This window comes from Pseudomonas sp. Eqa60 (genome assembly GCF_018326405.1).
GTDB lineage: Bacteria > Pseudomonadota > Gammaproteobacteria > Pseudomonadales > Pseudomonadaceae > Aquipseudomonas > Aquipseudomonas protegens.
The window spans coordinates 3083567-3107053 of the sequence record NZ_AP024342.1; the positions used below are offsets into that span (position 1 = coordinate 3083567).

Here is a 23487-nt window from a genome sequence, read left to right on the forward strand (position 1 = left end):
TTGTAGCCGCTGCCGAAGGCTGCGCACGAGCCGCAGGCTCGCAGGCGATCCCCCTGGCGCCGAGGCCCCTTCGGTGCCTATCGCAGCCTGCGGCAGCGGCTACAGACGGGCGGCTGTGGTTCAGCGCTGGGGGAAATCTCGGCGCAGGGCATCCAGCCCTGCCAGCAGCCGAGGCACGGAATTGCAGGCCAGGGGCAGCGTCACTTGGCAGCCGTCCAGCCGTTGCTCCGGGTTCAGCCAGGGCGGTGCGGCTTCAAGGCAAAAGTGGATCTGGATCTGCGGCTCGGGGCCGCCCAGGTAGTGAAACGCCAGGCAAGGCTCGGTGAACCAGCAAGGCCGGGGAGGGCCTTCGGGCTGATCCAGGGCCTGTAGCCACTGGGCCAACTGATCGAGCTCGTGAGTCCTCAGGCAGGCATCCTTGAAACGCCAGTCGCCCTGGGGATGCTCGATGCGGCCCTGCACCATCAGCCAGTTGGCGTCCAGGTGATCGTGGCTGCCAGGGAACTGGTAGCCAAGGATGTCCAGCTCCACCCGCAGCTCAGGTGGGGCCCTGAATATCAGGGGCATATCAGCGAGCCTCGCCGCCATCGGGAAGAAACTGCGACACCTTCTGCCGCAGCAACTGGATCAGTTCCGGGTCCATGAACTCGTAATCATCGGGAATGTTCAGGCAGACAATCTGCTGCTCGCGCAGCTGCGTCTTGAAGCGCTTGCGCAGTTTTTCCCGGTGGCGGGTTTCCATCACCACAATCAGCCCGGCCCATTCCACCAGCTCCGGGCCCAGGGGCACCTGGGCGTCGTGGTTGAGGCCCGCCGAAGCGGTCTCGATCCCCGGCCAGTCGGCAAACACCTGCTCGGCGGTGGGGCTGCGCAGCTTGTTCTGGCTGCAGACAAACAGGACATTGAGCATTGGGCCGAACTCCTTGGCACAGACGCCTGGCCCTTGGAGGGCGGGGCAAAGGTGCTGATTTTTCGGGGCTTTTACTGCACTGTCCAGCAACTTGTGGCGGGCTGGACCAATTGCATTGGTCGGCGCAAGTTGCCCGCCGTGGGCCGAGGCTGCGAAACTTCCGGCCCCTTTACTCGCATCGCCCAGGCCATGTCCGTAGCTCTGTTCACCTCCCCCCATCTGGGCCTGGCCCTCAGGCGCTGGCGCCTGTTGCACCGGGTCAAGCAGCAGCACGCCGCCGAACTGTTCGGCGTGGCGCAGTCGAGCATTTCCCGTTGGGAAAACGGCCAGCAGGCCATGGAACCGGCCGAGCGTGTGCGCCTGGAACAACTGCTGGCGGCCAACCTCAGCGCCGCCGCCGACCAGGCCCTGGCGCGGCTGGTGAACGACAGCCCGCGCGCCGTGCACCTGGTGTGCGACCTGACCCACCGCCTGCTGGCCTGTTCAGCGACCCGCGCCGGGCAGTTCGGCGTGCCCCTGAGTGAGCTGCTGGGCCAGTCCCTGTGGGGCTTTTGCACCGAGGAAATCACCCGCAAGGAAGCCGCCCTGGATGACCTGGGCTGGCGTGAAGTGCTGGCGCCGCCGTCCCTGGAGTTCTTCAGCGGCCACAACGATTCGGCCATCGTGCCCATCGCCCCCAGCCAGTGCCGCTGGACCCGCCTCAACCTGTCCGACGGCAACGCCGTGCGGCTGGTGGAAACCCTCTGAAACGGCGCCACGCATATTTTATCCGTGGCCCCGGCAGCACCCCTTGGCTAGTCTGGTTAGCCATCGCTCGCCGCCTTTCAGTGCCGGCTGTGTTTTGCCCACCCGCGCAGGTCTTTCCATGAACAGTGAACTTCTCAGCGGCCGTCTCGACTTTCTCCGTGAAGCGGAAAAACTCAAGGACGTGCTGCGCAGCGCCCACACCTCCAGCGGCCGCCAGGAAAGCACGGCCGAGCACAGCTGGCGCCTGTGCCTGATGGCGCTGCTGTTCGAAGACCAACTGGGGGACCTGGACCTGCTGCGGGTGCTGAAACTGTGCATCGTCCACGACCTGGGGGAGGCCATTCATGGCGACATCCCGGCGGTGGCCCAGGCCGCCCACCCGGACAAGAGCCAGCAGGAGCGCGCGGACCTGCAACTGCTGGCCCGAGCCCTGGACGCCCCGGCCCGCGAGCACCTGCTGGAGCTGTGGGACGAATACGAAGGCGCCGCCAGCGCCGAGGCGCGCGCGGTCAAGGCCCTGGACAAGCTGGAAACCCTGCTGCAACACACCCAGGGCCAGAACCCGGCGGGTTTCGACTACCGCTTCAACCTCGGCTACGGCCGCCGCTACACCGACGCCAGCCCACTGTTCCAGGCCCTGCGCCAGCAGATCGACGTCGATACCCAGCGCCGCCTGGACGCCCAGGCTCAGGCCGCGGTTCAGCATCGGCTGCGCTAAACAAGCCCGGGCGCAGCTCGCCACATCCAGGGCAGGTTCCCAGGGGGCTGGGCGTCCCGCGCAGAAACCTTGCAGGCGTCATGGTTTTTTTCTGCCAGGGTCATCAAGCGGGTCTATTTTTACCTTCGCTTGCCGTTCACTACGCTTTTCATACGCACGTCCAGCCTCGGGCCCATATCGAGCAGCCGGGTAGGGATGACCGAAGGAGAGTCCCATGTCCAACGAATCCAAGTGTCCGTTCAAACACACCGCCGGCGAAGGCACCAGCAACCGCGACTGGTGGCCCGGCCAACTGAACCTGAAGATCCTCCACCAGCACTCGCACCTGTCCGACCCCATGGCCGAGGGCTTCGACTACGCCGCCGAATTCAACAGCCTGGACCTGGCCGCGGTGAAGCGCGACCTGCTGGCCTTGATGACCGACTCCCAACCCTGGTGGCCGGCGGATTTTGGCCACTACGGCCCGCTGTTCATCCGCATGGCCTGGCACAGCGCCGGCACCTACCGCATCGCCGATGGCCGTGGCGGCGCCGGGGGCGGGCAGCAGCGCTTCGCCCCGCTCAACAGCTGGCCGGACAACGTCAGCCTGGACAAGGCGCGGCGGCTGATCTGGCCGATCAAGCAGAAGTACGGGCGCAAGCTCTCCTGGGCCGACCTGATCATCCTCACCGGCAACGTCGCCCTGGAATCCATGGGTTTTAAAACCTTCGGCTTTGCCGGTGGCCGCCAGGACGTCTGGGAGCCGGAAGACAGCGTCTATTGGGGCAGCGAAACCACCTGGCTCGACGACCAGCGCTACAGCGGCGACCGCGAGCTGGAGAACCCCCTGGGGGCGGTGCAAATGGGCCTGATTTACGTCAACCCGGAAGGCCCCAACGGCAACCCCGACCCGCTGGCGGCGGCCCGGGACATCCGCGAAACCTTCGCCCGCATGGCCATGGACGACGAAGAAACCGTGGCCCTGATCGCCGGCGGCCACACCTTCGGTAAGACCCACGGCGCCGGCCCGGCGAGCCACGTCGGCCCGGAACCGGAAGCCGCCGGTTTGGAAGAGCAGGGCCTGGGCTGGAAAAGCAGCTTCGGCACAGGCGTTGGTGGCGACGCCATCACCAGCGGCCTGGAAGTGATCTGGACCACCACCCCGACCCGCTGGAGCAACGACTTCTTCGACCATCTGTTCGGCTTCGAATGGGAGCTGACCACCAGCCCCGCCGGCGCCCACCAATGGCAACCCAAGGGCGGCGCCGGGGCCGACAGCGTGCCCGACCCCCACGACCCGAACAAACGCCGCACGCCGTCGATGCTCACCACCGACCTGTCGCTGCGCTTCGACCCGGCCTACGAGGCGATCTCCCGGCGCTTCCATGAGCACCCCGAGCAACTGGCCGAAGCCTTCTCCCGGGCCTGGTTCAAACTCACCCACCGCGACATGGGCCCGCGCGCCCGCTACCTGGGCCCGGAAGTGCCGGCCGAGGAACTGATCTGGCAAGACCCGATTCCCGCCGTGAACCACCCGCTGATCGACGCCCAGGACATCCAGCAGCTCAAGGGCCAGATCCTCAATTCCGGCCTGTCCGTGGCGCAACTGGTGTCCACCGCCTGGGCTTCGGCCTCGACCTTCCGCGGCTCGGACAAGCGCGGCGGTGCCAACGGCGCACGGATTCGCCTGGCCCCGCAAAAGGACTGGGAGGTCAACCAACCGCAGCAACTGGCCCAGGTCCTGCAAGGCCTGGAAGCGGTGCAGAGCGCCTTCAACAGCGCGCAAAGCAATGGCAAGCGCGTGTCCCTGGCGGACCTGATCGTCCTCGGCGGTTGCGCGGCGGTGGAACTGGCGGCAAAAAATGCCAGCTACAGCATCAGCGTGCCCTTCGCCCCGGGGCGCATGGACGCCAGCCAGGAACAGACCGACGTCGAATCCTTCGCCGTGCTGGAACCTGTGGCCGACGGCTTCCGCAACTACCTCAAGCCGATCAGCGGCGTCACCGCCGAAGCCCTGCTGGTGGACAGAGCACAACTGCTGACCCTGACCGCCCCGCAACTGACCGTGCTGCTGGGCGGCCTGCGAGTGCTGGGGGCCAACGTCGGGCAATCGCCCCACGGCGTGTTCACCGCGCGCCCGGGCACCCTGAGCAACGACTTCTTCGTCAACCTGCTGGACATGGGCACCCAATGGAAACCCCAGCCCGAGGCCCGCGACCTGTACGAAGGCAGCGACCGCGCCACGGGGCAATACAAATGGAGCGGCACCCGGGTCGACCTGCTGCTGGGTTCCAACTCGCAACTGCGGGCCCTGGCCGAGGTGTATGCAGCGGCGGATGCGGGGGAGAAGTTCGTGAAGGACTTTGTGGCGGCCTGGGACAAGGTGATGAATCTGGATCGGTTCGATCTGCGCTGAGAGGTTTGCAAACCGGGTAAAACCACAACGCCTCCCTAGGGAGGCGTTGTTGCAGAGCGCTCGCGGCCCTTCAGCCATGAGCACCGCCGATCAACGAGCACCGCGCTTGCAGCGCCCGCCCGACGCGCTACTTGGCCTTGAGGTACTCATTGAGAAACGCCTGGGCATCGCCATAGCTGGACAGGTTGCTGTCATAGCCCACCTTCAGCGGCTTGGCCTCACCCGGCAGATGCAGCTCGCCATAGCCTTCCTGAAGCAGCAGCACCACGAACTTCTGCCCGTCCACCTGAGTGAAGTAACGGGTGTCGCGGTCGGTTTGCTCCACGTTCATTTTCTGAATGCGCATGTTCCAGTCGTGGTCGGCGTCTTCCACCTGCACCAACGCCTGATTGGCGCTGCGCTCACCGATGCGCAAGGTCCAGACCTTCACCCCGTGCGGCCCGGTGTAGGCCAGGATCTTGTCCGCCACCTGTGGCCGTTCCTCGGCCTGGGCCAGCCCGGTTCCCAGTACCCACGCCATGACCCACGCGGCCGCCCAACGGTAATAAAGCTGCATCCTTCTAGCTCCTGAACATGAAAAGGGGCGGTTATTGAAGCCGACCCGTGCGGCGCTGCCAAGCACCCAAGGCAACAGGCGGGATAAAAAAAGCGGCGCACACGCTGGACTCACCCGCCACTGACCTGTCGCGAACAGCACACTCTTTGCGCCCTCGGCTAAATACAGGTCGCAAGCGTGGCGAGGCAAAACGTCGCCACCGGTAGTCTAAGAGCACCACCCGGGAGACTTTCAATGATTCGACGCGCTTGCTTGGCCGCTCTATTGACCATGACTGCCGCAACCGCCTTTGGCGGCCCGGGCTACGATCATCTCTATGCGTTCGGTGACAGCTACTCTGACAATGGCGCGGGTGAAACCTTCACCCGAACCATGGCCGCGCAGAAGGTCAAAGAAGCACAGGAGCTGCCCGGTTCGTTGTATTGGCAGGGACGCTGGAGCAATGGTCCCACCGCTGTCGAGCACTTGGCGCAGGCCTTGAAAATCCCCTTGACCGACTACGCCATTGGTGGCGCCAAAAGCGGCAACGGCAACTACTACGCCTGGATGCAGCCCTCTCGCGACACTGGGGTTTTCGGGCAAATCGCCGATCACCTGAAAGCCGCTAAAACACACAAGGCGGATCCGGATGCGCTGTATTTCATTTTCATCTCAGCCAACGACTTTTTTGAATGGGCCGACTTCGCGCACCCAGAAACGATCGACGTGCTTGGCCAGAGCAGCGTGGCGAACATACAGAAGAGCACCGAGACGCTGATCGCCGCAGGGGCGAAGCACCTGATGGTGGTGGGGACCACGGATTTGAGCCATGTGCCGGCTGTGGTGCAGGGCAATCAAGTCAAGAACGCAACGCACTACCAGCAGATACTCGAACAAAAACTGCCCGCCGTGCTGGCAACACTGGCTAACGCCCATCACGTGAGTATTGGCTACTTTGACCACCTGGCCTTCAGCAACACGCTTCGCGCGGCCCCCGAGGTGGCGGGCCTGAAGGATCTGGATACCCCGTGCCAAGCCACCTACCCGGATGTCAAACCCGTGTGTGCGGATCCGGATGCCCATTACTACTGGGATGAATGGCACCCGACCCGCAAAGTCCACAGCCTGGCCGCCGCGGCGATGCTTGAAACGCTGAAAGCGAGCCGTTGAGGTTCTCTATCCGCTCATAGCCGGTCAGCATTGCCCGGCTATGGACGCCAAAGATTGTCATGGCAGTTGCTCGGACACCCTTGCCCTTGTCGTTGAGAACCGCACGCTGCATTCACGGAACGCTTAGCGACATGTGACCTTGTCGGCACCCTGGGGGAGACGCCGGCAACGAGTTCTCCAGTGGTGTGGAGGACATGGGGCTGGCTGCACTCTTGAGGTCGTTGTTTGGGCTTGAACGCGATAAAGTGACCCGCCTCAAAGCGCCTGACGCACAAGCTGCGCCTCTGCACATTCCAGCCCGCGACCGCGCCCCGATTCAAAGGCTACATTTTCAGGACGAATACCCCATGAGCCAACTCACCGCGCTGATCGCCCAAGCCCAAGCCGGGCTGTCGGTCCAGCAAAACATTCCCCAGGAACGCTGGGAGGCCATCGCCACCCAGTGCGGCGCGGCGGAAATCGCCGAGATCAAAACCCGCATCGCCTCACTCAAGGCAGACAGGGAAGCCGTCGAAGACTGGGACGGCGACACCCGCGATGACCTGTATTTCGCCATCGCCGACTTCACCCGCCTGCTGGAACTGGCCAGCGCCCACGCACAAGGTGAATGAACATGCCGATTGAGCGCACAACGGATTATTTCGAGAGCAGCGAGGGCGCCGTGCGCCTATGGATAGAGCAGGGCAGTGCCATTCATCTCAAGGCCATCAGCCCGCACAACGACCCCGTGGAACTGACGGCAGAACAGGCCTTGGAACTGGCCCAGGCACTGCAACGTTTGGCCAGCCGCCTGGCCGACTGAATGAGCGCCACGCTGCGGCTGACGCACCCCTGGCGCCCGAGCCCACTCAGACAAAGTCCGCCGGCTCGAAGCGCTCGCGGGTGTCCATGCGGATAGCACGCAGGCCCAGCGTCTGCAGATGGGACTCATACAGCCCCAGGGCGCAATAGCTGACCAGCAAGCTGCGACGGCGCGCACCACTGGGGTTGAGGCTGGCCCCATGCACCAGATCGGCATCGAACAGCAGCACGTCCCCCGCATTCCCCGCCAACTGCAACGCTCGGGATTCATCACTGAAATCAAAGGGCGCCAACCGCTCCCCGGGGCGATGACTGCCGGGCACGATGCGCGTCGCGCCATTGGTCGGCCCATAGTCATCGAGATAGACCAGCGCCGTGACCCGGTCACCGAGGCGCTGCTCCGACAGATCCCGGTGCAATACCTGATGACCGCCCCCCGCCAACGGCTCGCGGCCCTCCACCTGCGCCAGAAAAAAGCCTTCCCCGATCAACTCCCCGGCCACCGCCAACACCGCCGGCAAACGACACACCGCCTGCACCCGCGCATCCAGATCCACCAGCGCATGACGCCAGTCCGGCCCCCGAGGCACCGGCCATTGCTCGGGCCCAATCACCCCCGCCTCGAACGTGGCCCGCAGCTCATCCAGCCAGTCGGCGGGCACCGCCTGACGCAGCAACAGGTAACCGTTTTGATGGAGTTGTTCGCGGTCGATCATGAGGGGGCAGATGTCCTTATCCGGGGTGGGGGAGAGCATAACGGCTCGCCCATCCGAGCGACATAACCGGCTACGGTTTAGCGGTTGCCCCAGCGTGAGCGGCCGCCTAGTCTGCTGCGGTCGCTGCAAAATCAGCGACCGGGCCTGAGAACCCGGTAAGATGCAGGCGCACAAGCGCCCGCCCATGAATGCAGGCGCATTTTTGTGCCCGTCTGTTCGTGTTATGGCGGCTGTGCGTGGGAGACCTTCGGGTCTGCCGGGTTCCTGTATCTCCGGTTTCTCAGCCCGCGCACAGCTGCCACCCACTCGCCTGAGAACGAAGGTGGCAGCTCTCATTACCGATATGGGAGTTTCAATCATGTACGCCCGTAATCCGTGTGGATTTTCCCTTCGTAATACCCGTCTCCTGGCTGTTGTAGGAGGTGTCCGATGAGCAGTTCAGCCTCAGTCAAGACACTGGGTTTCGTCACCTTTGGCAGTTGTGCCGATCCTGAACTAGAGCTGTTTCGCGTGAACGCTGATGTGCCTTTGGAGCAGGCGTTGGAGCAGGCCTCTACTTTGTTGTACTACGCCAAGAAGCTAGCGCTGGATGCTGCTATGGAAGAGCGGGGGGAGCGCTATGCTTGGGCTTCGCACTTTTTGGCGGAGATGGGCAAGGCGGTGATTGATGATGTTTGTTTGGGGTTGGGGGGAAAGAGGGGGGAGGGAGTAGCTCTGAGTTAGGGTGACATCGCACGGAATAGATAGAAACGCCGCTTATCGCTACTTGATAAGCGGTGTCTCTATTACTTGAAAGGCGGTTTAGCCAGGAGCGGACCTAAGTCGCCCGCTCTATCATCGCTACTCTGGGCATCTTTTCGACTCCTCCGATTTCTACAGTTACTCAGATGATCCTTACACGGTGAATACATTGTTTGACTGCTTCATCACTCTGACCATGAAACCTCGTGTCCCCTCTAAAAACTAAGGTGCAATTTGAGACCATTTCAAAAAATCGCCGGGCGCGATCTTATCGACTGAACATGCCGTCCAAGTCATTCTGAAATGCCATGCATGACCATTCGACGTGCTATTAGCAGGAGTGTTGCGCACCTCAACCTTATTCACAACTCTAAGTGTCTTATCTTGGAGTCCGTAAGCTGACACGCCTACAGCGACCAAGATAAAAAGCATCATTGATAACGGAAGCTTGTCACGAAATAATTTAAATTTCAGCTGCTCATCCATCCAGCTGATCTGGTGTTGCCAAAAGAATTTATAATGAGCATACCAGTCACTGAAAATGATTTGCTTACTCAGGCAGGTCTTGTAATAGGCCTTTCTAATATCTAGTAGGCGGTTAATCTGCTCGGGCGTGGGCGACGTACTTACCCCTTGTACTTCTCGATAAAGATCTCGTAGTTCATCAAGCAACTCTGTTAGCTTCTGCGCAGCAGTTTCATAGTCCTCCTTCTTATGATCATAGTAAGTTATATAAAGAGCGCATATGCCAAATACCAGCATAATCGCCGATGGAATTTTTGCACTAAGCTCATCTATAATAAGAGCAAAAATACCTACAGCCATTGAGAGGAATCCTATAATACCAGGAACCTTATCCACGACATCAAGTGTCGCCCAATGCTTCTTGCAGCCAATTCCAATATTGTAGCCTAGCTCAGCAATGGACTTTAGTAATGCATCTCTATTCATTTCAGATCACTCAATAGGGACGTGAATACGATCCTTCGCTACAACAACTCCATTCTTGACCACGTAGCACTCTACAACATGGTCACCTGCAAAATTTGTTTGCTCTGACACCGTTTGACGCCCACTATCCTCCACTATTTGCCCACGGATACAGTCGCGACGCTCGGCCTCATCGCCCCTGTTGAGGACCTTCCAGTACATGTTATATATGCCTGGCACCTTGATATCGGCGACTTCAAACTTTAGTGACTTTTGAGCACTGAGTTTGAAGTTCCTTCCCAGCATACTTCTGAGTCTGCGTGGTTGAAAGCCGTTCTGAGCAACTTCGCAGTCAATCTTTAGTTTGTAACGAATGTCGACAGGAAACCTATCCTCAATAAATTCCTCTGTTTCGCGAAACACTCGATTCGATGCCTTGGCCATTTGCTTTTCAGGTGCAGGAAAACGAGAACCGAATACCTTCTGCCATTTGGCATTTTCTGTATCGCTACCCGAGGCCGCGATGGCGTTGACACATAGGTCATAGGCCTTGCTTGCCTCGTTTTGGAAAGTGTCCTTAACTTTTACATGCTGACCGCTACCCAGCGCTGCGTATCTTTCCTTCTCTGGCTCATTCGCCAGATAGTTGAAGAAATCTCGGCTCATCCAATCATAATACAAGTAACTCTTGGTATCGTATGCATCTGTTGACTTCAAAAAGTTATAGGCTAGCGTATCGATTAACAGTCCGCCCATTGCAACGCCGTGCTTATTTTTCCATGCTCGAACCATTTTGCAGAGGCGACGCAAGTTTCGATTCTTCTCAATATTGGTGTCCTTCATTGCCTCGATCTCATCCCGAGGCTTTGTTATTTTCCAACTTCCTCCATTACGGGTGTCGGGAAATTTGAAGCTTCCGTCGTCTTGTTCGAACGCTGGCTGAACCTCTACGTGAAAATTCGTATACAAGACGCGAACGACAGGGCTATCGACATAAATGTCAGTTCTCGGATACCGAGCTTTCAGCGCATCCTTAGTGTCCGACAATAATTTGGCTTGGCCGCCGCCAACATTATAGTTTTCCCATTTACTTGCAGGCATGATGTAGATCATATCTAGGTCTGAAACGCCACGAATAGCTGTCCAGCGTCCATACGATCCAACCTGTAAGTTGTTTGCAGTAGGTGAGGAAGTGTCGCGGAAATACTTATTCAGGCATGCCGTTATGTCGCCATATCGAGAGCTAATCTGCTCATCATTGTCGATTTTTATATTCGAAAGAAAAGTCTGAAATTTTTCCGCGATGCTCAATTTCTCGATCCTTGTTCGTTGATTATGGATACACCATGGTATCCACTGCGGCCTGTGCGAGTGTGTCTACGTCTCAGTGTGCGTGAAGCGGGTAGCATTTTCTGGCGGACTATTGGCGCCAAATCGACGATGTCCTTTCAGGGCTACGATAAATCATAACGAGTGTAAATCGTTCGATACTTCTTCTCAACATCCGAACCATTCGGTGTTCACGCAGTCATCTGAGTATGTAGGAAGCGCTCATCCGTTACAGCTAAAAGCTTGCAAATGCTAGGAAATCCAATGGAAGTGAATGAGGTTATTAAGAATGCAACTCATCTACCCACAGGCTATCACCCTCATCAAGAGTCGCCTCAAAAGGTTTCGCTATGTTTTGTGCGTGGACTTGGAAGCGACTTGCGATGATGTCATGGCCGGCGCCCAAGAAACTTCCAAAAAGCTTTCTATTCAGCAGAAAGACATGGAGATCATCGAAGTCGGTGTGATCGTCTTAGACTGCTTGAGTGATTTTTCGACAATAGCGGAGTTTTCCCGCCTAGTTCGTCCGACCACTCATCCTATATTGACACGCTTTTGCATGACACTGACAGGTATCAAACAGCAAGATGTAGATATAGCAATGACATTTCCTATTATCAATCAAGAACTCAATGCATTTATAGAACCTTATCTCATAGAAGGCGCTGTCTGGTGTTCTTGGGGGCGCTACGATGCAGATCAACTGAAACAAGACTCTATAAAGCTCGACCTCTCCTCATCACTGACAGGTCTGGAACATCTGAGTATCGATGAGCTCTACAGTCATGCTTTTTGCATCCCTGCACCTAGTTTGAAGGAGGCTACGGAATCGATGGGGATCGCTTGGAGTGGTTCTTATCACAGAGCATCCGATGACGCTCGGAACTTGGCACGGCTACTCGCAAAGCTACTCGATTGTAAGTAGTCAATTGGAAAAGCATCATTCGCGCGCCTGTTTGAATCAGGCAATCATGAAGGCATGTGGTAGCAAGCTTCAGTGTAGGTCCAGTCATTTGACCGAGAGCATCAGAACTCTTTGTTTAGTTCACTTAAGCACACAGGTGTGTTACTCGATACAACAACATTCCTGGCTGATATCAGGAAAAAGCTACCCGCTGGATATAAAGCACTACAGCAATCTATTCAACGAATGTCTCGGGAACTTTATTGACAGCCGAGTTTTTTTCAGTGTAGCGAGTAGAGCCTTGTGCTTTCTGTCGGTTGCCTTTTTTGTAGGCCCAGTATGGAATTTGAGGAGCGTCTCGATTGATGTCATTGAGACGTTGACGATAGCGTTGAACCGCCAAGACCGCTTCAGCAGCCTTTGTTGAGTTCGGGAAATCCGTTTTCCAATTAAGACAGTCACGCCAGAGTGCATGTAAACTCTCCGCAGCGCTTCGATGCTTGATCGCCATCTCACTGAAATTCAGAAAAGCGCCGGCTCCCGTTAAGAGAGAAACAACGAGACTGAGTCCCACTGGCACCATACCGATAATCCAATCATGCCCAGAACCCTCGAATATTTTTTTGACATCCGAGGAAAGCAACCACGTCAGAAGCAAGGAACCAAGCGTTGCGGGAAATCCTAGGTAAACCTTATGCCGCCTTTCGTATGTCGCGGCAGCAGCCCAATGACCTAGTTTTGAGGTTTCGGTATCTTCTCGATGCCTCTCCATCTCAGCGGCAACTAGAGCATACTGAGTATCGTTATCAGTCAATTCGTGTGTCGACATCCGGAGTTTTTCTTTCTCAGCTAGCTTGCGAACGGCGGCAATCTACCAGAGAAATCGAATTTTTCAATTAAAGTCTATAGGTGACAGTGTTGGATACTGAAGACATCTAGGTAGTCCTTGTCTGCTAAGCACACGAATCGTAATTTTTCCAGAACCTAATCGATTAGGATGCAGCCCATTGGTGCACGTAGCTCTGGAGGCATCGCAAATAAAACTCGGAGAAACTCCAGTTTTTTTGACACGCTCGTCACAAGCGTCAAGTATTGAAAAGTTCCGCTGGTTCAGCAATCCCACCATGAGCCTCCTGACAAAATGTATACCGTTTGTCAAAAGCTTATGTCCCTGACGCGTACCCTCCCGGAGTAGTCTCCTCTAGAGCCTTCAGTTCTCCCGGCGTGAACTGAAGCATTGGGCCAAAAGCGAAGCGGATGCAATTTCTGCTATTGGCCAATTCTGTTGAAAAAGTTGGCTTCGAATTCCACGGCAGGAAAGTACGCGCCTGAGATAGAAATCTGAGTTTTGCGCAGAAGGTTCAGGATTCGTATTTCACGTAGCAGCTTGCAAAGGAGGTGTTTTCATCCATCAATATTCGAGCGTTTTGGGCAAGCTGACTTTTTCAACAGAATCGACCGGAAGCAGACTCTGGTATTGCCTACGAATATGCTAGCCCCGGGTGAAGTCATAATAGAAGATCAGACGTCCTCTGCATCAACCTAAAGACGGCTTATCCAAACGCTCTGTTTAAGGGACCAGAAATGACCGTTGAAATCATCGAGTTCAGAAAATTGCTAGAAGCTGGGCGACGCTATCTGGAAGGCACCGCCGCTCTCGCGGAGCTAAACGGCCGAGTCAGGGCAACATTGGAGGCCGGACACTTCTGGGGAGCAGCAGCGCCACTAGTGGACGTCGCCAGAGGCTGGGAACACATGATTAACCGAGCCTGGAATGAGATGGGCGAGCAACGCGCTCCGCTGACCGAGGCCCAGTTCAGCGAGTGGTTACGGCAGCAGTTCTACTTCCCAGCCGGTAACAGCTGATTATCAGCAAGCAAAAGAGCGGTACGCGACGCTGCCGCTCAGCATCGCTCGCTCAAAACGTCGGCGGCGTAATCACCCACAACACCACCGCATCCTCCTCCCCTGGGTTCCCATACTTATGCGGCTCCTGGCTGGAAAAGCTAAAGCTATCCCCCTCACTCAACTGAAAATACCGTTCCCCCACCCACAGCTCAAAACGCCCCGACAGCACATACCCGGCTTCCTCGCCCTCATGGCTATAACTCTCCTTGCTGTAGGTCCCCGGCGGAAAGCGCGAGTGCAAAAACTCCAGCTGCCGGGTCGGCTGTGGCGTCAGCAGCTGATCGATAATTCCGTTCTCATAATTCACCTGCAGCCGCTGTTTCTTGCGCACCACGTACCCCTGATCCTCGGGCGCGGTCTGGGTTTCGCTGGCGAAGAACCACTGAATGGTCACGCCCAGGCTGCGGGCGATGTTGAACAGGGCGGGGATGGAGGGGGAGGCGAGGTTGCGTTCCAGTTGGCTGATGTAGCCGGCGGTGAGTTCGCTCTGCTGGGCCAGTTCGCTCAGGGTCAGGCCGCGGCGTTTGCGCAGGCCGCGGATGCGGGTGCCAAGAAACTGTGGGCCGCCAGGGGCTTGGTTGTCGGTGCCGGGCTCGGGCGGGGCGCTCGCAGGCGGCGTCTTGCTGCTTTGGTTCATGGCGGGCTCCAGGCCTGGAAGGCGGGCGCGTCCGGGCGCCCGTCCTGCAAAAGCCCTGGAGTATAAAGCAGCCTCAAAGCGCCCAGGCGACTTTCAAGCCTTCGTGGATGGCTTCTTCCACGGTGCGCGGTGCCAGGCAGTCGCCGATGCGTTGGAAGGGCACCAGGCCTTTGAGTTGCTGGCCGAGGTCGTCCACGGATTGGTGGCCTTGGCACAGGACGAGGCTGTCGACGTTTTCCAGCAGCATGGGTTCGCCGCTGGCGGTGTGTTGCAGGTAGACGGTGCTGTCGTCGCAGCCGTAGAGGCGGGCGTAGGGAATGATCGGGACCGCCAGTTTGTGCAGTTCGCCGGCCATCTGGTCGCGCACGTACAGCGGCAGGCTTTCGCCGCAGTGGGTGCCGTTGACCGTCAGTTGCACTTGGTGCCCGGCGCGCACCAAGCGCTCGGCGATGCCGGGGCCGATCCAGTCGCAGCGCCAGTCGGCCACCACTACGCTGCGGCCCAGTTGCACTTCGTCGCGCAGTACTTGCCAGGCGTCCACCACTTGCAGGTCGCCGCCGCGTTCGAAGTTTGGCCAGTAGGGTTGGGCGCCGGTGGCGATGATCACGTGGTCGGGGTTTTCGCGCTCGATCAGGGCGCGGTCGACTCGGGTGTTGCGCACCACTTCGACGCCGGCCAGTTGCATTTCCCGTTGCAGGTTGGTGCTGGCGCCACCGAATTCGCTGCGCCGGGGCAGCAGTTGCGCCAGTTGGATCTGGCCGCCCAGTTGCGCGCTGGCTTCGTAGAGGGTCACGCGGTGGCCGCGTTGGGCGGCCACCGCAGCGGCTTTCATCCCGGCCGGGCCGCCGCCAACCACCAGGATGCGTTTGCCGCGGGCGCTGGGCTTGGGCTGGCCGTAGAGCAGTTCGCGGCCGGTTTCCGGGTGCTGGATGCAGGAGATCGGCAGGCCCTTGTGGAAGTGGCCGATGCACGCCTGGTTGCAGGCGATGCAGGCGCGCACGTCCTCGGCGCGGCCGCTATCGCTCTTGTTGGGCATTTGCGGGTCGCAGATCAGCGCGCGGGTCATGCCGCACACATCGGCCTGGCCCTTGGCGATGATCGCCTCGGCTTCCTGGGGCTGGTTGATGCGCCCGGTGACGAACAGCGGGATCGACAGCCCTGCCTTGAAGGTGCCGGCTTCCCGGGCCAGATAAGCCGCTTCCACCGCCATGGGCGGGACGATGTGCACGGCGCCGCCGAGGGAGGCGGAGGTGCCGGCGACGATGTGCACGTAGTCCAGTTGCCCTTGCAGCATCTGTACGGCGGCCAGGGATTCGTCTTCGGTGAGGCCTTCGGGGTCGCGTTCATCGGCGGAAATGCGCAGGCCGATGATGAACTCGGCATCGGTGCTGGCGCGCATGGCGTCGAGGATTTCCCGGATAAAGCGCAGGCGCTGTTCCAGCTCGCCGTTGTAGCCGTCGGTGCGGCGGTTGACTCGCGGGTTGATGAACTGTGCCGGCAGGTAGCCGTGGCTGGCCACCAGTTCCACGCCGTCCAGCCCGGCCTGATGCAGGCGCCGGGCGGCATCGGCGTAGCCCTGGATGATCTCGTCGATCATGTCCTGGTCCAGGGCCCGGGGCATGACCCGGAAGCGTTCGTTGGGCACCGCCGAAGGGGCGTAGGCCACGGCCAGCAGGCCATCGGCGGACTCCATGATTTCCCGCCCCGGGTGGAAGATCTGCGACAGCACCACGGTGCCGTGGGCGTGGCAGGTTTCGGCCAGGCGCCGGTAGCCGTCGATGCAGGCGTCGTCGGTGGCCATCAGCACGTGGCTGGTGTAGCGCGCACTGTCGTGGACCCCGGCCACCTGCAGCACGATCAGGCCGACGCCGCCTTCGGCCCGGGCGCGGTGGTAGGCAATCAGCTGTTCGTTGACCAGGTTGTCGGTGGGCATCGAGGTGTCGTGGCCGCTGGACATGATGCGGTTCTTCAGGCGTTTGCCACGGATCTGCAAGGGTGCGAACAGGTGCGGGAAGGCGCTGGTCATTGCGGTGACTCCAGGCGGGCCAAGGGCAGGGGGCGCAGCCTTGGCGTTGTTATTGTTGGCCTATCAAAATTTACCTCCAGTAAAAAATCAACTTGTTTTTTTACTAAGGCTTGCAGTAGCTTCGACCTGCGCCCGCTTTTGGCGCGAACCTCACAACAATAAAAAAGGGCTGTGCCGGCGCCTGCCGGTGTGGCACCGCGACGAGGATTCACAGAATGAAAGCGCTCACCCGCAAGCACGGTTGTTCTTTCCTGGCCCTGAGCCTGGCCTTGGGTCTGACCCTGGGCCAGCCGCTGATTCAGAACAAGGCCCAGGCAGCCCCCGACATGGTGGTCGTGGCGTACGGCGGAGCCGGACAAAAAGCCCAGGATGTGGCGTTGTTCCAACCCTTCAGCAAGGCCGATGGCAGCAAGCTGATCCAGAGCGAATACAACGGCGAAATGGCCCGCATCAAGGTCATGGTCGACACCGGCAACGTCGACTGGGACGTGGTGCAGATCGAAGGCCCGGACCTGATGCGCGGCTGCGACGAAGGCATGTACGAGCCCCTGGACTGGAAGGCCCTGGGCCGTGCCGAGCAGCTGATTCCCGATGCCGCCCAGCCCTGCGGTTCGGCGGTGCTGGTGTGGAGCGTGGCCATTGCCTACGACCGCAACAAGCTGGCCAAGGCCCCGACATCCTGGGCGGATTTCTGGGACGTCAAGCAGTTCCCCGGCAAGCGCGGCCTGCGCAAGCGCGCGGTGTACAACCTGGAATTCGCCCTGATGGCCGACGGGGTCAAGGTCGAGGACGTGTACAAGGTCCTGGCCACGCCCGAGGGGGTGGACCGGGCCTTTGCCAAGCTGACCGAGCTCAAGCCTTACATTCAGTGGTGGGAAGCCGGCGCCCAGCCGGGGCAGTGGCTGGCCGCCGGTGATGTGGTGATGACCTCGACCTACAGCGGCCGCATCGCCGTGGCCGCCCAGGCCGGCGCGCCGCTGGCGGTGGTCTGGCCCGGCAGCCTCTACGGCATGGACTACTGGGCGATCATCAAGGGCTCGAAACACGTGGATCAGGCCAAGCGTTTCATCGCCTTCGCCAACACCCCTGAAGCCCAGGTCAACTACGTCAAGCAGATCCCCTATGGCCCCACCAACACCCTGGCCGCAGCCAAGCTCGACCCGGCGCTGGCGCAGTGGGTGCCGACCTCGGAACAGAACCTCAAGGGGGCACTGGCGATGGACGTCGGGTTCTGGGTCGATCATGGCGAAGAGCTGGAAGAGCGCTTCAACGCCTGGGCCAGCAAGTAAGCGCAACGGGCTGGACGCCTGCGGGCGTCCGGTCCTATTGTTTGCCGGCTCTTTTTACCGGCCCCGTTTGCCCGCCCACCTGCCTGGAGGACTCCAACAATGAACAATATCGCTCCCAGCCCCCACGCCCTGACCGAGCGCAGCGCCACCGAACAGCGCCTGCGCGAAGAGCTGGCGGCCTGCTACCGGCTGATCGCGCACTTTCGCATGACCGACCTGATCTTCACCCATATCTCGGTGCGCCTGCCCGGGCCCGAGCATCATTTTCTGATCAACCCCTACGGCCTGATGTTCGATGAAATCACCGCCTCCAACCTGGTAAAGATCGACCTCAATGGCGAAGCCGTGGAGCCGTCGCCGTACCCGGTGAACCCGGCGGGGTTCGTGATCCACAGCGCCATTCACGGCGCCCGGGAAGACGCCCAGTGCGTGCTGCACACCCACACCAAGGCCGGTTGCGCGGTGGCGGCGCTCAAATGCGGCTTGCTGCCGGTGAACCAGATTTCCATGGAGTTCTATGGCCGCGTGGCCTACCACGACTACGAAGGCGTGGCCCTGGACCTGGGCGAGCAGCAACGGCTGGTGGCCGACCTGGGCGACAAAAGTGTGCTGATGCTGCGCAACCATGGCCTGCTCACCGTGGGCGAAACCGTGAGCCAGGCGTTTCTGCGCATGTACTACCTGGAGAAGGCCTGCGAGATCCAGCTGGCGGCCCAGGCAGCAGGGGAGATCGTGCTACCGCCGGACGCGGTCTGCGCCCACACCGAACGCCAGTTCAACGACCCGGGGCGGCCGCTGCAGGAAGGTGAACTCAACGACCCGGACGCCATGCAGCTGGCTTGGGCGGCGCTGTTGCGCTTGCTGGAGCGCATCGCCCCCGACTACCGCGCCTGACCACATGTAGCCGCTGCCGAGCCATGGCGAGGCTGCGAAAAGGCCCGCAGGGCCTTGCTTGACGATCTCCAGCCGAACCTGTGTCGCCTTGAAGATCGTTGCGTCCCTACGACGGAATGCCGCCCAGCCCGTTCGCAGCCTTCGGCAGCGGCCACAGGAAGCGGTGCGGCTTGGGCGGCCACACAAACGCTGGATAGCCACGGAAGGCCTGTTGTACAGTCGTTCAGTTTCAACTTCCCGCCACTGTCCAAGGAACCCGCCCCATGAGCCAGGAAGCGCGCTTTTCCCGCCTGGAACCCGACCTGCGCAAGGCCGAGCTGATCGAGGCGACGCTGACCTGCCTCAAGCTCCACGGTTTCCAGGGCGCTTCGATCCGCAAGATCTCCGCCGAGGCCGGGGTCTCGGTGGGGCTGATCAGCCATCACTACTCCGGCAAGGACGAGCTGGTGGCCGAGGCCTATCGCGCCATCACCGGGCGGGTCATGACCCTGCTGCGCGAGGCCATGGAGCAGGCCGCGCCCGACCCCCGGCAGCGGCTGTCGGCGTTCTTTCGCGCCTCGTTCTGCGCCGAACTGCTGGACCCGCGGCTGCTGGATGCCTGGCTGGCCTTCTGGGGCGCGGTGAAGACCGCCGACGCGATCAACCTGGCCCACGAACATTCCTATGGTGAATACCGTAACGAGCTGGCCGGCCTGCTGGGCCAGTTGGCCGGCATTCAGGGCTGGAAAGGCTTCGACGCCGATCTGGCGGCCATCAGTCTCAGCGCCTTGCTCGACGGCCTGTGGCTGGAATCCGGGCTCAACCCGGGGACCTTCAGCCCGCAGCAGGGCGTGCAGATCTGCGAGGCCTGGGTCGAGGGGCTGCTGGCCAGCGGCGGGCGAGGTTTCGCTGTGCCGACATAGGGCTGTTGATCGGTTGTTCAGTAATGGCTAGGCTGCTGCGCTGTAGGTGGTTTCTCTAATAAAAATAATCAGGAACACAGGCGATGACTCCTCGGGTATTGATCGTCGACGACGATCCGCTGATTCGCGAGCTGCTTCAGGCTTATCTCTCTCAGGAAGGCTACGACGTGCATTGCGCCGCCACCGCGGAGCAGGCGGAGAGCTTTCTCGGCCAGCACACGGTGGATCTGCTGATGCTGGATATCCGCCTGCCGGGCAAGGACGGCCTGACCCTGACCCGGGAGCTGCGGGTGCGTTCGGAGGTGGGGATCATCCTGATCACCGGGCGCAACGACGACATCGACCGCATCGTCGGCCTGGAATGCGGCGCCGACGACTACGTGATCAAACCCCTCAACCCCCGCGAGCTGGTGTCCCGGGCCAAGAACCTGATCCGTCGGGTGCGCCAGGCCAGCCCGCCCCAGGCCCCGGCCAACAGCCCGAGCCCGGTCAAGCAGTTCGCCGACTGGGCCCTGGACACCGACCGCCGCCGGCTGATCGACCCGCGGGGCGCTGAAACCCTACTGACCCACGGCGAATACCAATTGCTCAGCGTGTTCCTGCGCAACAGCGGCCATACCCTGAGCCGCGACCAGTTGATGGACCAGATCCGCAACCGCGAATGGGTGCCCAGCGACCGTTCCATCGACGTGCTGGTGGGCCGCCTGCGGCGCAAGCTGCACGACGATCCGGCCGAGCCGGAGCTGATCATCACCATCCACGGCGCCGGTTACCTGTTCACCGCCAGCGTGGCGACCTGAATTGCTGCGTCGCGCGCTGGTGCTGTGCCTGGGCCTGTGCCTGACCCCGCTGGCCGGCGCGACCTGGGCCGAGCCCCAGCCCGTGCTGCGTTATTGCGACTACCCGGTGTACCCACCGATTTCCTGGAGCGACGGCCAGCAAGTGCGCGGGCTGGCGCCGACCTTGGTGCGTCAGGTGCTCGGTGACCTGGGTTATCAGGTGCAGGTTGTGGTACTGGGCAACTGGAAGCGCTGCCTGCTGGACGCCGCCGCGGGCCGGGTGGATGTGGTGCTGGCCTACAGCACCAGCCAGCGCCAGCAGGACCTGCTGTTTTCCCGGGTGCCGGTGCTGCGCGAAGAAGTCGCGCTGTTCGTCAACCGCCGCAGCCTGCCGCGCTTTGCGCACTTGCAGGACTTGCGGGCCTATCGCGGCGGCCTGCTGTTCGGCGAGAGCTACGGCCAGGATTTCGACCGCGAAGTGGTGCAGCACGGCAACATCGAATGGGTCTCCAGCAGCCAGCAGAACTTCGGCAAGCTGATCCGCCGGCGCATCGATTTCATTCCCCATGAACGCCGCACTGGGCAGCTGTTTATCGAGCAGTTGCCGGGGGCCGAAGACATCATCGCCTTGCCCCAGGCGGTGAGCGTCGACTACCTGCGCCTGGCGGTGTCGCGCCATTCGCCCCTGGCGCCGCGCATGGCCGAGATCGACGCGCAGTTGCAGCGCCAGGTGGACAGCGGCGCGGTGCAGCGCTGGCTTGGGCAAAGCCAGGACGACTACCGCGCCATGCTCAAGGCCCAGGTGGAGGGTCGGCCATGATTGCGCTGCGGCCCAGCGGCCTGTTGCGCCGCCTGCTGCTGTTTATCCTGCTGTTCAGCCTGTGCTTCACCGTGCTCGCCAGCAGCGTGCAGCTGTACTTCGAATACCGCCGGGAAATGCGCGACATCGACAGCCGCATGGAGCTGATCCGCGCCGGTTACCTGGGCAGCCTGGAACGCAACCTGTGGGACCTCAACCAGGAGCAGCTGACCGTGCAGTTGCAGGGGCTGGTGGACTTTTCCGATGTGGCCCGGGTGCACCTGATCAGCAACGACTTCGACTTGCAGCAGGGCAGTGCCGAGCTGATCGGGCCGCTGCGGGTCGAGCGTTTCCCCCTGAGCTACCAGCCGCCGTCCGGGCCGCTGCGCGAGCTCGGCGAGTTGCAGGTCAGCACCGATCTGGGGGCGGTGTACCGGCGCCTGTACGCCACCGGGCTGGCCAGCCTGTTGTGGATGAGCGTGTTTCTCTGCGGGCTGGCGGTGGCCTTGTCCGGGCTGTTCTACCGCCTGGTGACCCGGCACCTGCAAGTGATGGCCGATTTCGCCCGGCGCGTGGCGGCCGGCGAGCTGCACGAGCCCCTGCACCTGGACAAGCGTCAGCGCCCGGATGGCGACGAGATCGACACCGTAGCCCGAGCCCTGGACGACATGCGCCGGGCGGTGCTCGACGATGTGCAGCGCCGCGAAGCCGACCGTCTGGCCCTGCAGGACAAGCGCGATGAATTGCAGAAAATGGTCCAGCGCCGCACCGCCAGCCTGATGCACGCCAAGGACGAGGCCGAAGCCGCGAACCTCGCCAAGTCGCGCTTTCTGGCGACCATGAGCCATGAACTGCGCACCCCCTTGAATGGCATCCTCGGCATGGCCGAACTGCTGCGTTCGGCGCCCCTGGGCAGCCAGGATCGCCAGCGCTTGCAGGCCTTGCACCAGGCCGGGGAGGGACTACTGAGCATCCTCAACGAAGTGCTGTCCTTTGCCCGGTTGGAGGAGGGCGAAAGCCGCCCGGAAGTGCGGGACTTCTCCCTGCGTCAGTTGCTGGAAGAAGTCACCACCCTGTTGCAGCCCCGGGCCGAGGCCAACCGCACCCGCCTGGAATTGCACATCGACGAACAACTGGCACCGCGCCAGCAGGGCGCCGAGCAGTACCTGCGCCAAGTGCTGAGCAACCTGCTGGCCAACGCCATTCGTTTTACCGAAGACGGCTGGGTGCGGGTCGAGGTGCAGGTGCTGCACAGCGCCGCCGGTGGCCAGCGCCTGCGCTGCTGCGTGCGCGACAACGGCATCGGCATTGCCGCGTCGATGCGCGAAAAGATCTTCGAGCGTTTCGTCCAGGCCAGTGACGAGGTGACCCGGCGCTATGGCGGCACCGGCCTGGGATTGGCCATCTGCAAGCACCTGCTGCAGCAACTGGACGGACACATTGGCGTCGACAGCGAGCTGGGGCAGGGCAGTTGTTTCTGGTTCGAACTGCTGCTGGGAATGGCTCAAGAATCGTTGCCGTCGCCACAGCTGCAGGTGCCGGCGCAGGGTTTGAAGATCCTGGTGGTGGAAGACGTGGCCCTGAACCGCGAAGTGGCCAGCGGCCTGCTGCAGCGTGACGGCCATCAAGTTTGGCTGGCTGAAGACGGCGAGTCGGCTCTGGCCTTGTGTCAGCAGCAAGCCTTCGACCTGTTGCTGCTGGATGTGCACTTGCCGGGCATCAGCGGGGTCGAGCTGTGCCGCGAGATCCGCCAGCGTCCCGGGCCCAACCGGCAGGTGCGCATTGTCGCTCTCACCGCCAGCGTCCAGCCGTCCGTGGTGCGTGGTTATCTGCAGGCCGGGATGCAGGGCATTCTTGGCAAGCCGTTGCAGCTGGAGAGCCTGCGTCAGGTGCTGGCCGGGCAGGTGCAGATGCCGCAGGCCGACACTGAGGAGGGTTTGCTCGACCAGGGTTTGCTGGACACCCATCGCAGCCTGCTGGGCGAACAGAAGTTGCAGGGCTTGCTCCAGGTGCTGGCCGACGCCCTGGATCAGCAACGGCCCCTGTTGACCGATGCCCTGGCCGCCGAGGACTGCACCGAAGTCCTGCACCTGGCCCATCGCCTGGCGGGCAGCGCCGACTCCCTGGGCTTCTGTGCCCTGGCCCGAGTGCTGCGGGAGTTGGAAGGTGCGGCAGAGCAGGCCGATCGCCCGGCGCTGGCGGCCCTGGGGGCGAATTTGCAAGCGTCCTGGCAGCAGTCCCGGGCTTTGCTGCAACAGCTGTTGGCGGCCTGACGTACAAAATCCTTACGACTTTTTACATCTTCGATCCTGGCGTTCAATCCGAACTTACATGGCTTTCCAATAATCGCTTGAACC

The 23487-nt window shown here is 61.0% G+C and carries 24 protein-coding genes; 15 read left to right on the plus strand and 9 right to left on the minus strand.

What is annotated here, in order from left to right; translation table 11 throughout:
• Nucleotides 1-120: 120 nt before the first annotated feature.
• Nucleotides 121-567: a hypothetical protein gene (locus KI242_RS14295; protein WP_228102409.1), complete on the minus strand. Its 447-nt coding sequence runs from the start codon at nucleotides 565-567 to the stop codon at nucleotides 121-123.
• Nucleotide 568: 1 nt separating this feature from the next.
• Complete coding sequence (locus tag KI242_RS14300; protein ID WP_212806278.1) at nucleotides 569-910, minus strand: low molecular weight protein tyrosine phosphatase family protein; 342 nt, start codon at nucleotides 908-910, stop codon at nucleotides 569-571.
• A 189-nt stretch (nucleotides 911-1099) separates the two neighbouring features.
• On the opposite strand from KI242_RS14300, the gene KI242_RS14305 reads away from it, so the two are divergent.
• The 3 genes from KI242_RS14305 to katG all read left to right on the plus strand — a co-directional run bounded on the left by KI242_RS14305 (nucleotide 1100) and on the right by katG (nucleotide 4770).
• Nucleotides 1100-1657, plus strand: coding sequence for a helix-turn-helix transcriptional regulator (locus KI242_RS14305; protein WP_123725179.1), 558 nt, complete (start codon nucleotides 1100-1102; stop codon nucleotides 1655-1657).
• A gap of 118 nt (nucleotides 1658-1775) precedes the next feature.
• Nucleotides 1776-2375, plus strand: coding sequence for an HD domain-containing protein (locus tag KI242_RS14310; RefSeq protein ID WP_212806279.1), 600 nt, complete (start codon nucleotides 1776-1778; stop codon nucleotides 2373-2375).
• Between the two features lie 214 nt (nucleotides 2376-2589).
• The gene (katG, locus tag KI242_RS14315) at nucleotides 2590-4770 is read left to right on the plus strand and encodes a catalase/peroxidase HPI (protein WP_212806280.1); all 2181 of its coding nucleotides are present in this window, start codon (nucleotides 2590-2592) and stop codon (nucleotides 4768-4770) included.
• Between the two features lie 127 nt (nucleotides 4771-4897).
• Here the strand turns inward: katG and KI242_RS14320 are convergent, their stop codons facing one another.
• The gene (locus KI242_RS14320; protein WP_011060992.1) at nucleotides 4898-5326 is read right to left on the minus strand and encodes a hypothetical protein; all 429 of its coding nucleotides are present in this window, start codon (nucleotides 5324-5326) and stop codon (nucleotides 4898-4900) included.
• Between the two features lie 234 nt (nucleotides 5327-5560).
• On the opposite strand from KI242_RS14320, the gene KI242_RS14325 reads away from it, so the two are divergent.
• The 3 genes from KI242_RS14325 to KI242_RS14335 all read left to right on the plus strand — a co-directional run bounded on the left by KI242_RS14325 (nucleotide 5561) and on the right by KI242_RS14335 (nucleotide 7277).
• Nucleotides 5561-6475, plus strand: a complete 915-nt coding sequence (locus KI242_RS14325) for an SGNH/GDSL hydrolase family protein (RefSeq protein WP_212806281.1) — start codon at nucleotides 5561-5563, stop codon at nucleotides 6473-6475.
• A gap of 347 nt (nucleotides 6476-6822) precedes the next feature.
• Complete coding sequence (locus tag KI242_RS14330; RefSeq protein WP_072442108.1) at nucleotides 6823-7086, plus strand: hypothetical protein; 264 nt, start codon at nucleotides 6823-6825, stop codon at nucleotides 7084-7086.
• Between the two features lie 2 nt (nucleotides 7087-7088).
• On the plus strand, nucleotides 7089-7277 hold the full coding sequence (locus KI242_RS14335; RefSeq protein WP_244868199.1) for a DUF6360 family protein: 189 nt from the start codon (nucleotides 7089-7091) through the stop codon (nucleotides 7275-7277).
• A 46-nt stretch (nucleotides 7278-7323) separates the two neighbouring features.
• Here the strand turns inward: KI242_RS14335 and KI242_RS14340 are convergent, their stop codons facing one another.
• On the minus strand, nucleotides 7324-7992 hold the full coding sequence (locus KI242_RS14340) for a phytanoyl-CoA dioxygenase family protein (RefSeq protein WP_212806283.1): 669 nt from the start codon (nucleotides 7990-7992) through the stop codon (nucleotides 7324-7326).
• Between the two features lie 429 nt (nucleotides 7993-8421).
• Here KI242_RS14340 and KI242_RS14345 point away from each other — a divergent pair, with 429 nt between their 5' ends.
• Nucleotides 8422-8715, plus strand: coding sequence for a DUF3077 domain-containing protein (locus tag KI242_RS14345; protein ID WP_212806284.1), 294 nt, complete (start codon nucleotides 8422-8424; stop codon nucleotides 8713-8715).
• Between the two features lie 240 nt (nucleotides 8716-8955).
• Here KI242_RS14345 and KI242_RS14350 read toward each other — a convergent pair whose 3' ends face one another.
• Nucleotides 8956-9684: an SLATT domain-containing protein gene (locus tag KI242_RS14350; protein ID WP_212806285.1), complete on the minus strand. Its 729-nt coding sequence runs from the start codon at nucleotides 9682-9684 to the stop codon at nucleotides 8956-8958.
• Nucleotides 9685-9690: 6 nt separating this feature from the next.
• Nucleotides 9691-10974, minus strand: a complete 1284-nt coding sequence (locus tag KI242_RS14355; RefSeq protein ID WP_212806286.1) for a nucleotidyltransferase — start codon at nucleotides 10972-10974, stop codon at nucleotides 9691-9693.
• A 307-nt stretch (nucleotides 10975-11281) separates the two neighbouring features.
• On the opposite strand from KI242_RS14355, the gene KI242_RS14360 reads away from it, so the two are divergent.
• Nucleotides 11282-11917 carry a 3'-5' exonuclease gene (locus KI242_RS14360; RefSeq protein ID WP_212806287.1) on the plus strand — a complete coding sequence of 212 codons (636 nt, stop codon included), beginning with the start codon at nucleotides 11282-11284 and terminating at the stop codon, nucleotides 11915-11917.
• Nucleotides 11918-12131: 214 nt separating this feature from the next.
• On the opposite strand, the gene KI242_RS14365 is transcribed toward KI242_RS14360, so the two are convergent.
• Nucleotides 12132-12725 (minus strand): SLATT domain-containing protein, encoded by a 594-nt coding sequence (locus KI242_RS14365; protein WP_212806288.1) that lies wholly within the window; start codon nucleotides 12723-12725, stop codon nucleotides 12132-12134.
• Between the two features lie 755 nt (nucleotides 12726-13480).
• Here KI242_RS14365 and KI242_RS14370 point away from each other — a divergent pair.
• Nucleotides 13481-13762, plus strand: coding sequence for a hypothetical protein (locus tag KI242_RS14370; protein WP_212806409.1), 282 nt, complete (start codon nucleotides 13481-13483; stop codon nucleotides 13760-13762).
• 52 nt (nucleotides 13763-13814) lie between these two features.
• On the opposite strand, the gene KI242_RS14375 is transcribed toward KI242_RS14370, so the two are convergent.
• Both KI242_RS14375 and KI242_RS14380 read right to left on the minus strand, forming a co-directional pair.
• Entirely contained in the window at nucleotides 13815-14441 is a 627-nt protein-coding gene (locus KI242_RS14375) for a cupin domain-containing protein (protein ID WP_212806289.1), read from the minus strand.
• Between the two features lie 73 nt (nucleotides 14442-14514).
• The gene (locus KI242_RS14380; RefSeq protein ID WP_212806290.1) at nucleotides 14515-16467 is read right to left on the minus strand and encodes an FAD-dependent oxidoreductase; all 1953 of its coding nucleotides are present in this window, start codon (nucleotides 16465-16467) and stop codon (nucleotides 14515-14517) included.
• A 215-nt stretch (nucleotides 16468-16682) separates the two neighbouring features.
• On the opposite strand from KI242_RS14380, the gene KI242_RS14385 reads away from it, so the two are divergent.
• The 6 genes from KI242_RS14385 (at nucleotide 16683) to KI242_RS14410 (ending at nucleotide 23403) form a co-directional block, all read left to right on the plus strand.
• Entirely contained in the window at nucleotides 16683-17756 is a 1074-nt protein-coding gene (locus tag KI242_RS14385; RefSeq protein ID WP_212806291.1) for an ABC transporter substrate-binding protein, read from the plus strand.
• A gap of 99 nt (nucleotides 17757-17855) precedes the next feature.
• Nucleotides 17856-18650, plus strand: coding sequence for a class II aldolase/adducin family protein (locus KI242_RS14390; RefSeq protein WP_093408513.1), 795 nt, complete (start codon nucleotides 17856-17858; stop codon nucleotides 18648-18650).
• A 263-nt stretch (nucleotides 18651-18913) separates the two neighbouring features.
• A complete protein-coding gene (locus KI242_RS14395; protein ID WP_161466927.1) occupies nucleotides 18914-19552 on the plus strand; it encodes a TetR family transcriptional regulator C-terminal domain-containing protein in 639 nt (212 codons plus the stop codon).
• Between the two features lie 83 nt (nucleotides 19553-19635).
• Nucleotides 19636-20352 carry a response regulator gene (locus tag KI242_RS14400; RefSeq protein WP_212806292.1) on the plus strand — a complete coding sequence of 239 codons (717 nt, stop codon included), beginning with the start codon at nucleotides 19636-19638 and terminating at the stop codon, nucleotides 20350-20352.
• Between the two features lie 28 nt (nucleotides 20353-20380).
• A complete protein-coding gene (locus KI242_RS14405) occupies nucleotides 20381-21151 on the plus strand; it encodes a transporter substrate-binding domain-containing protein (RefSeq protein WP_244868219.1) in 771 nt (256 codons plus the stop codon).
• Entirely contained in the window at nucleotides 21148-23403 is a 2256-nt protein-coding gene (locus KI242_RS14410) for an ATP-binding protein (protein WP_212806294.1), read from the plus strand. Before KI242_RS14405 ends, KI242_RS14410 begins: the two co-directional genes overlap by 4 nt.
• Nucleotides 23404-23487: the final 84 nt, after the last annotated feature.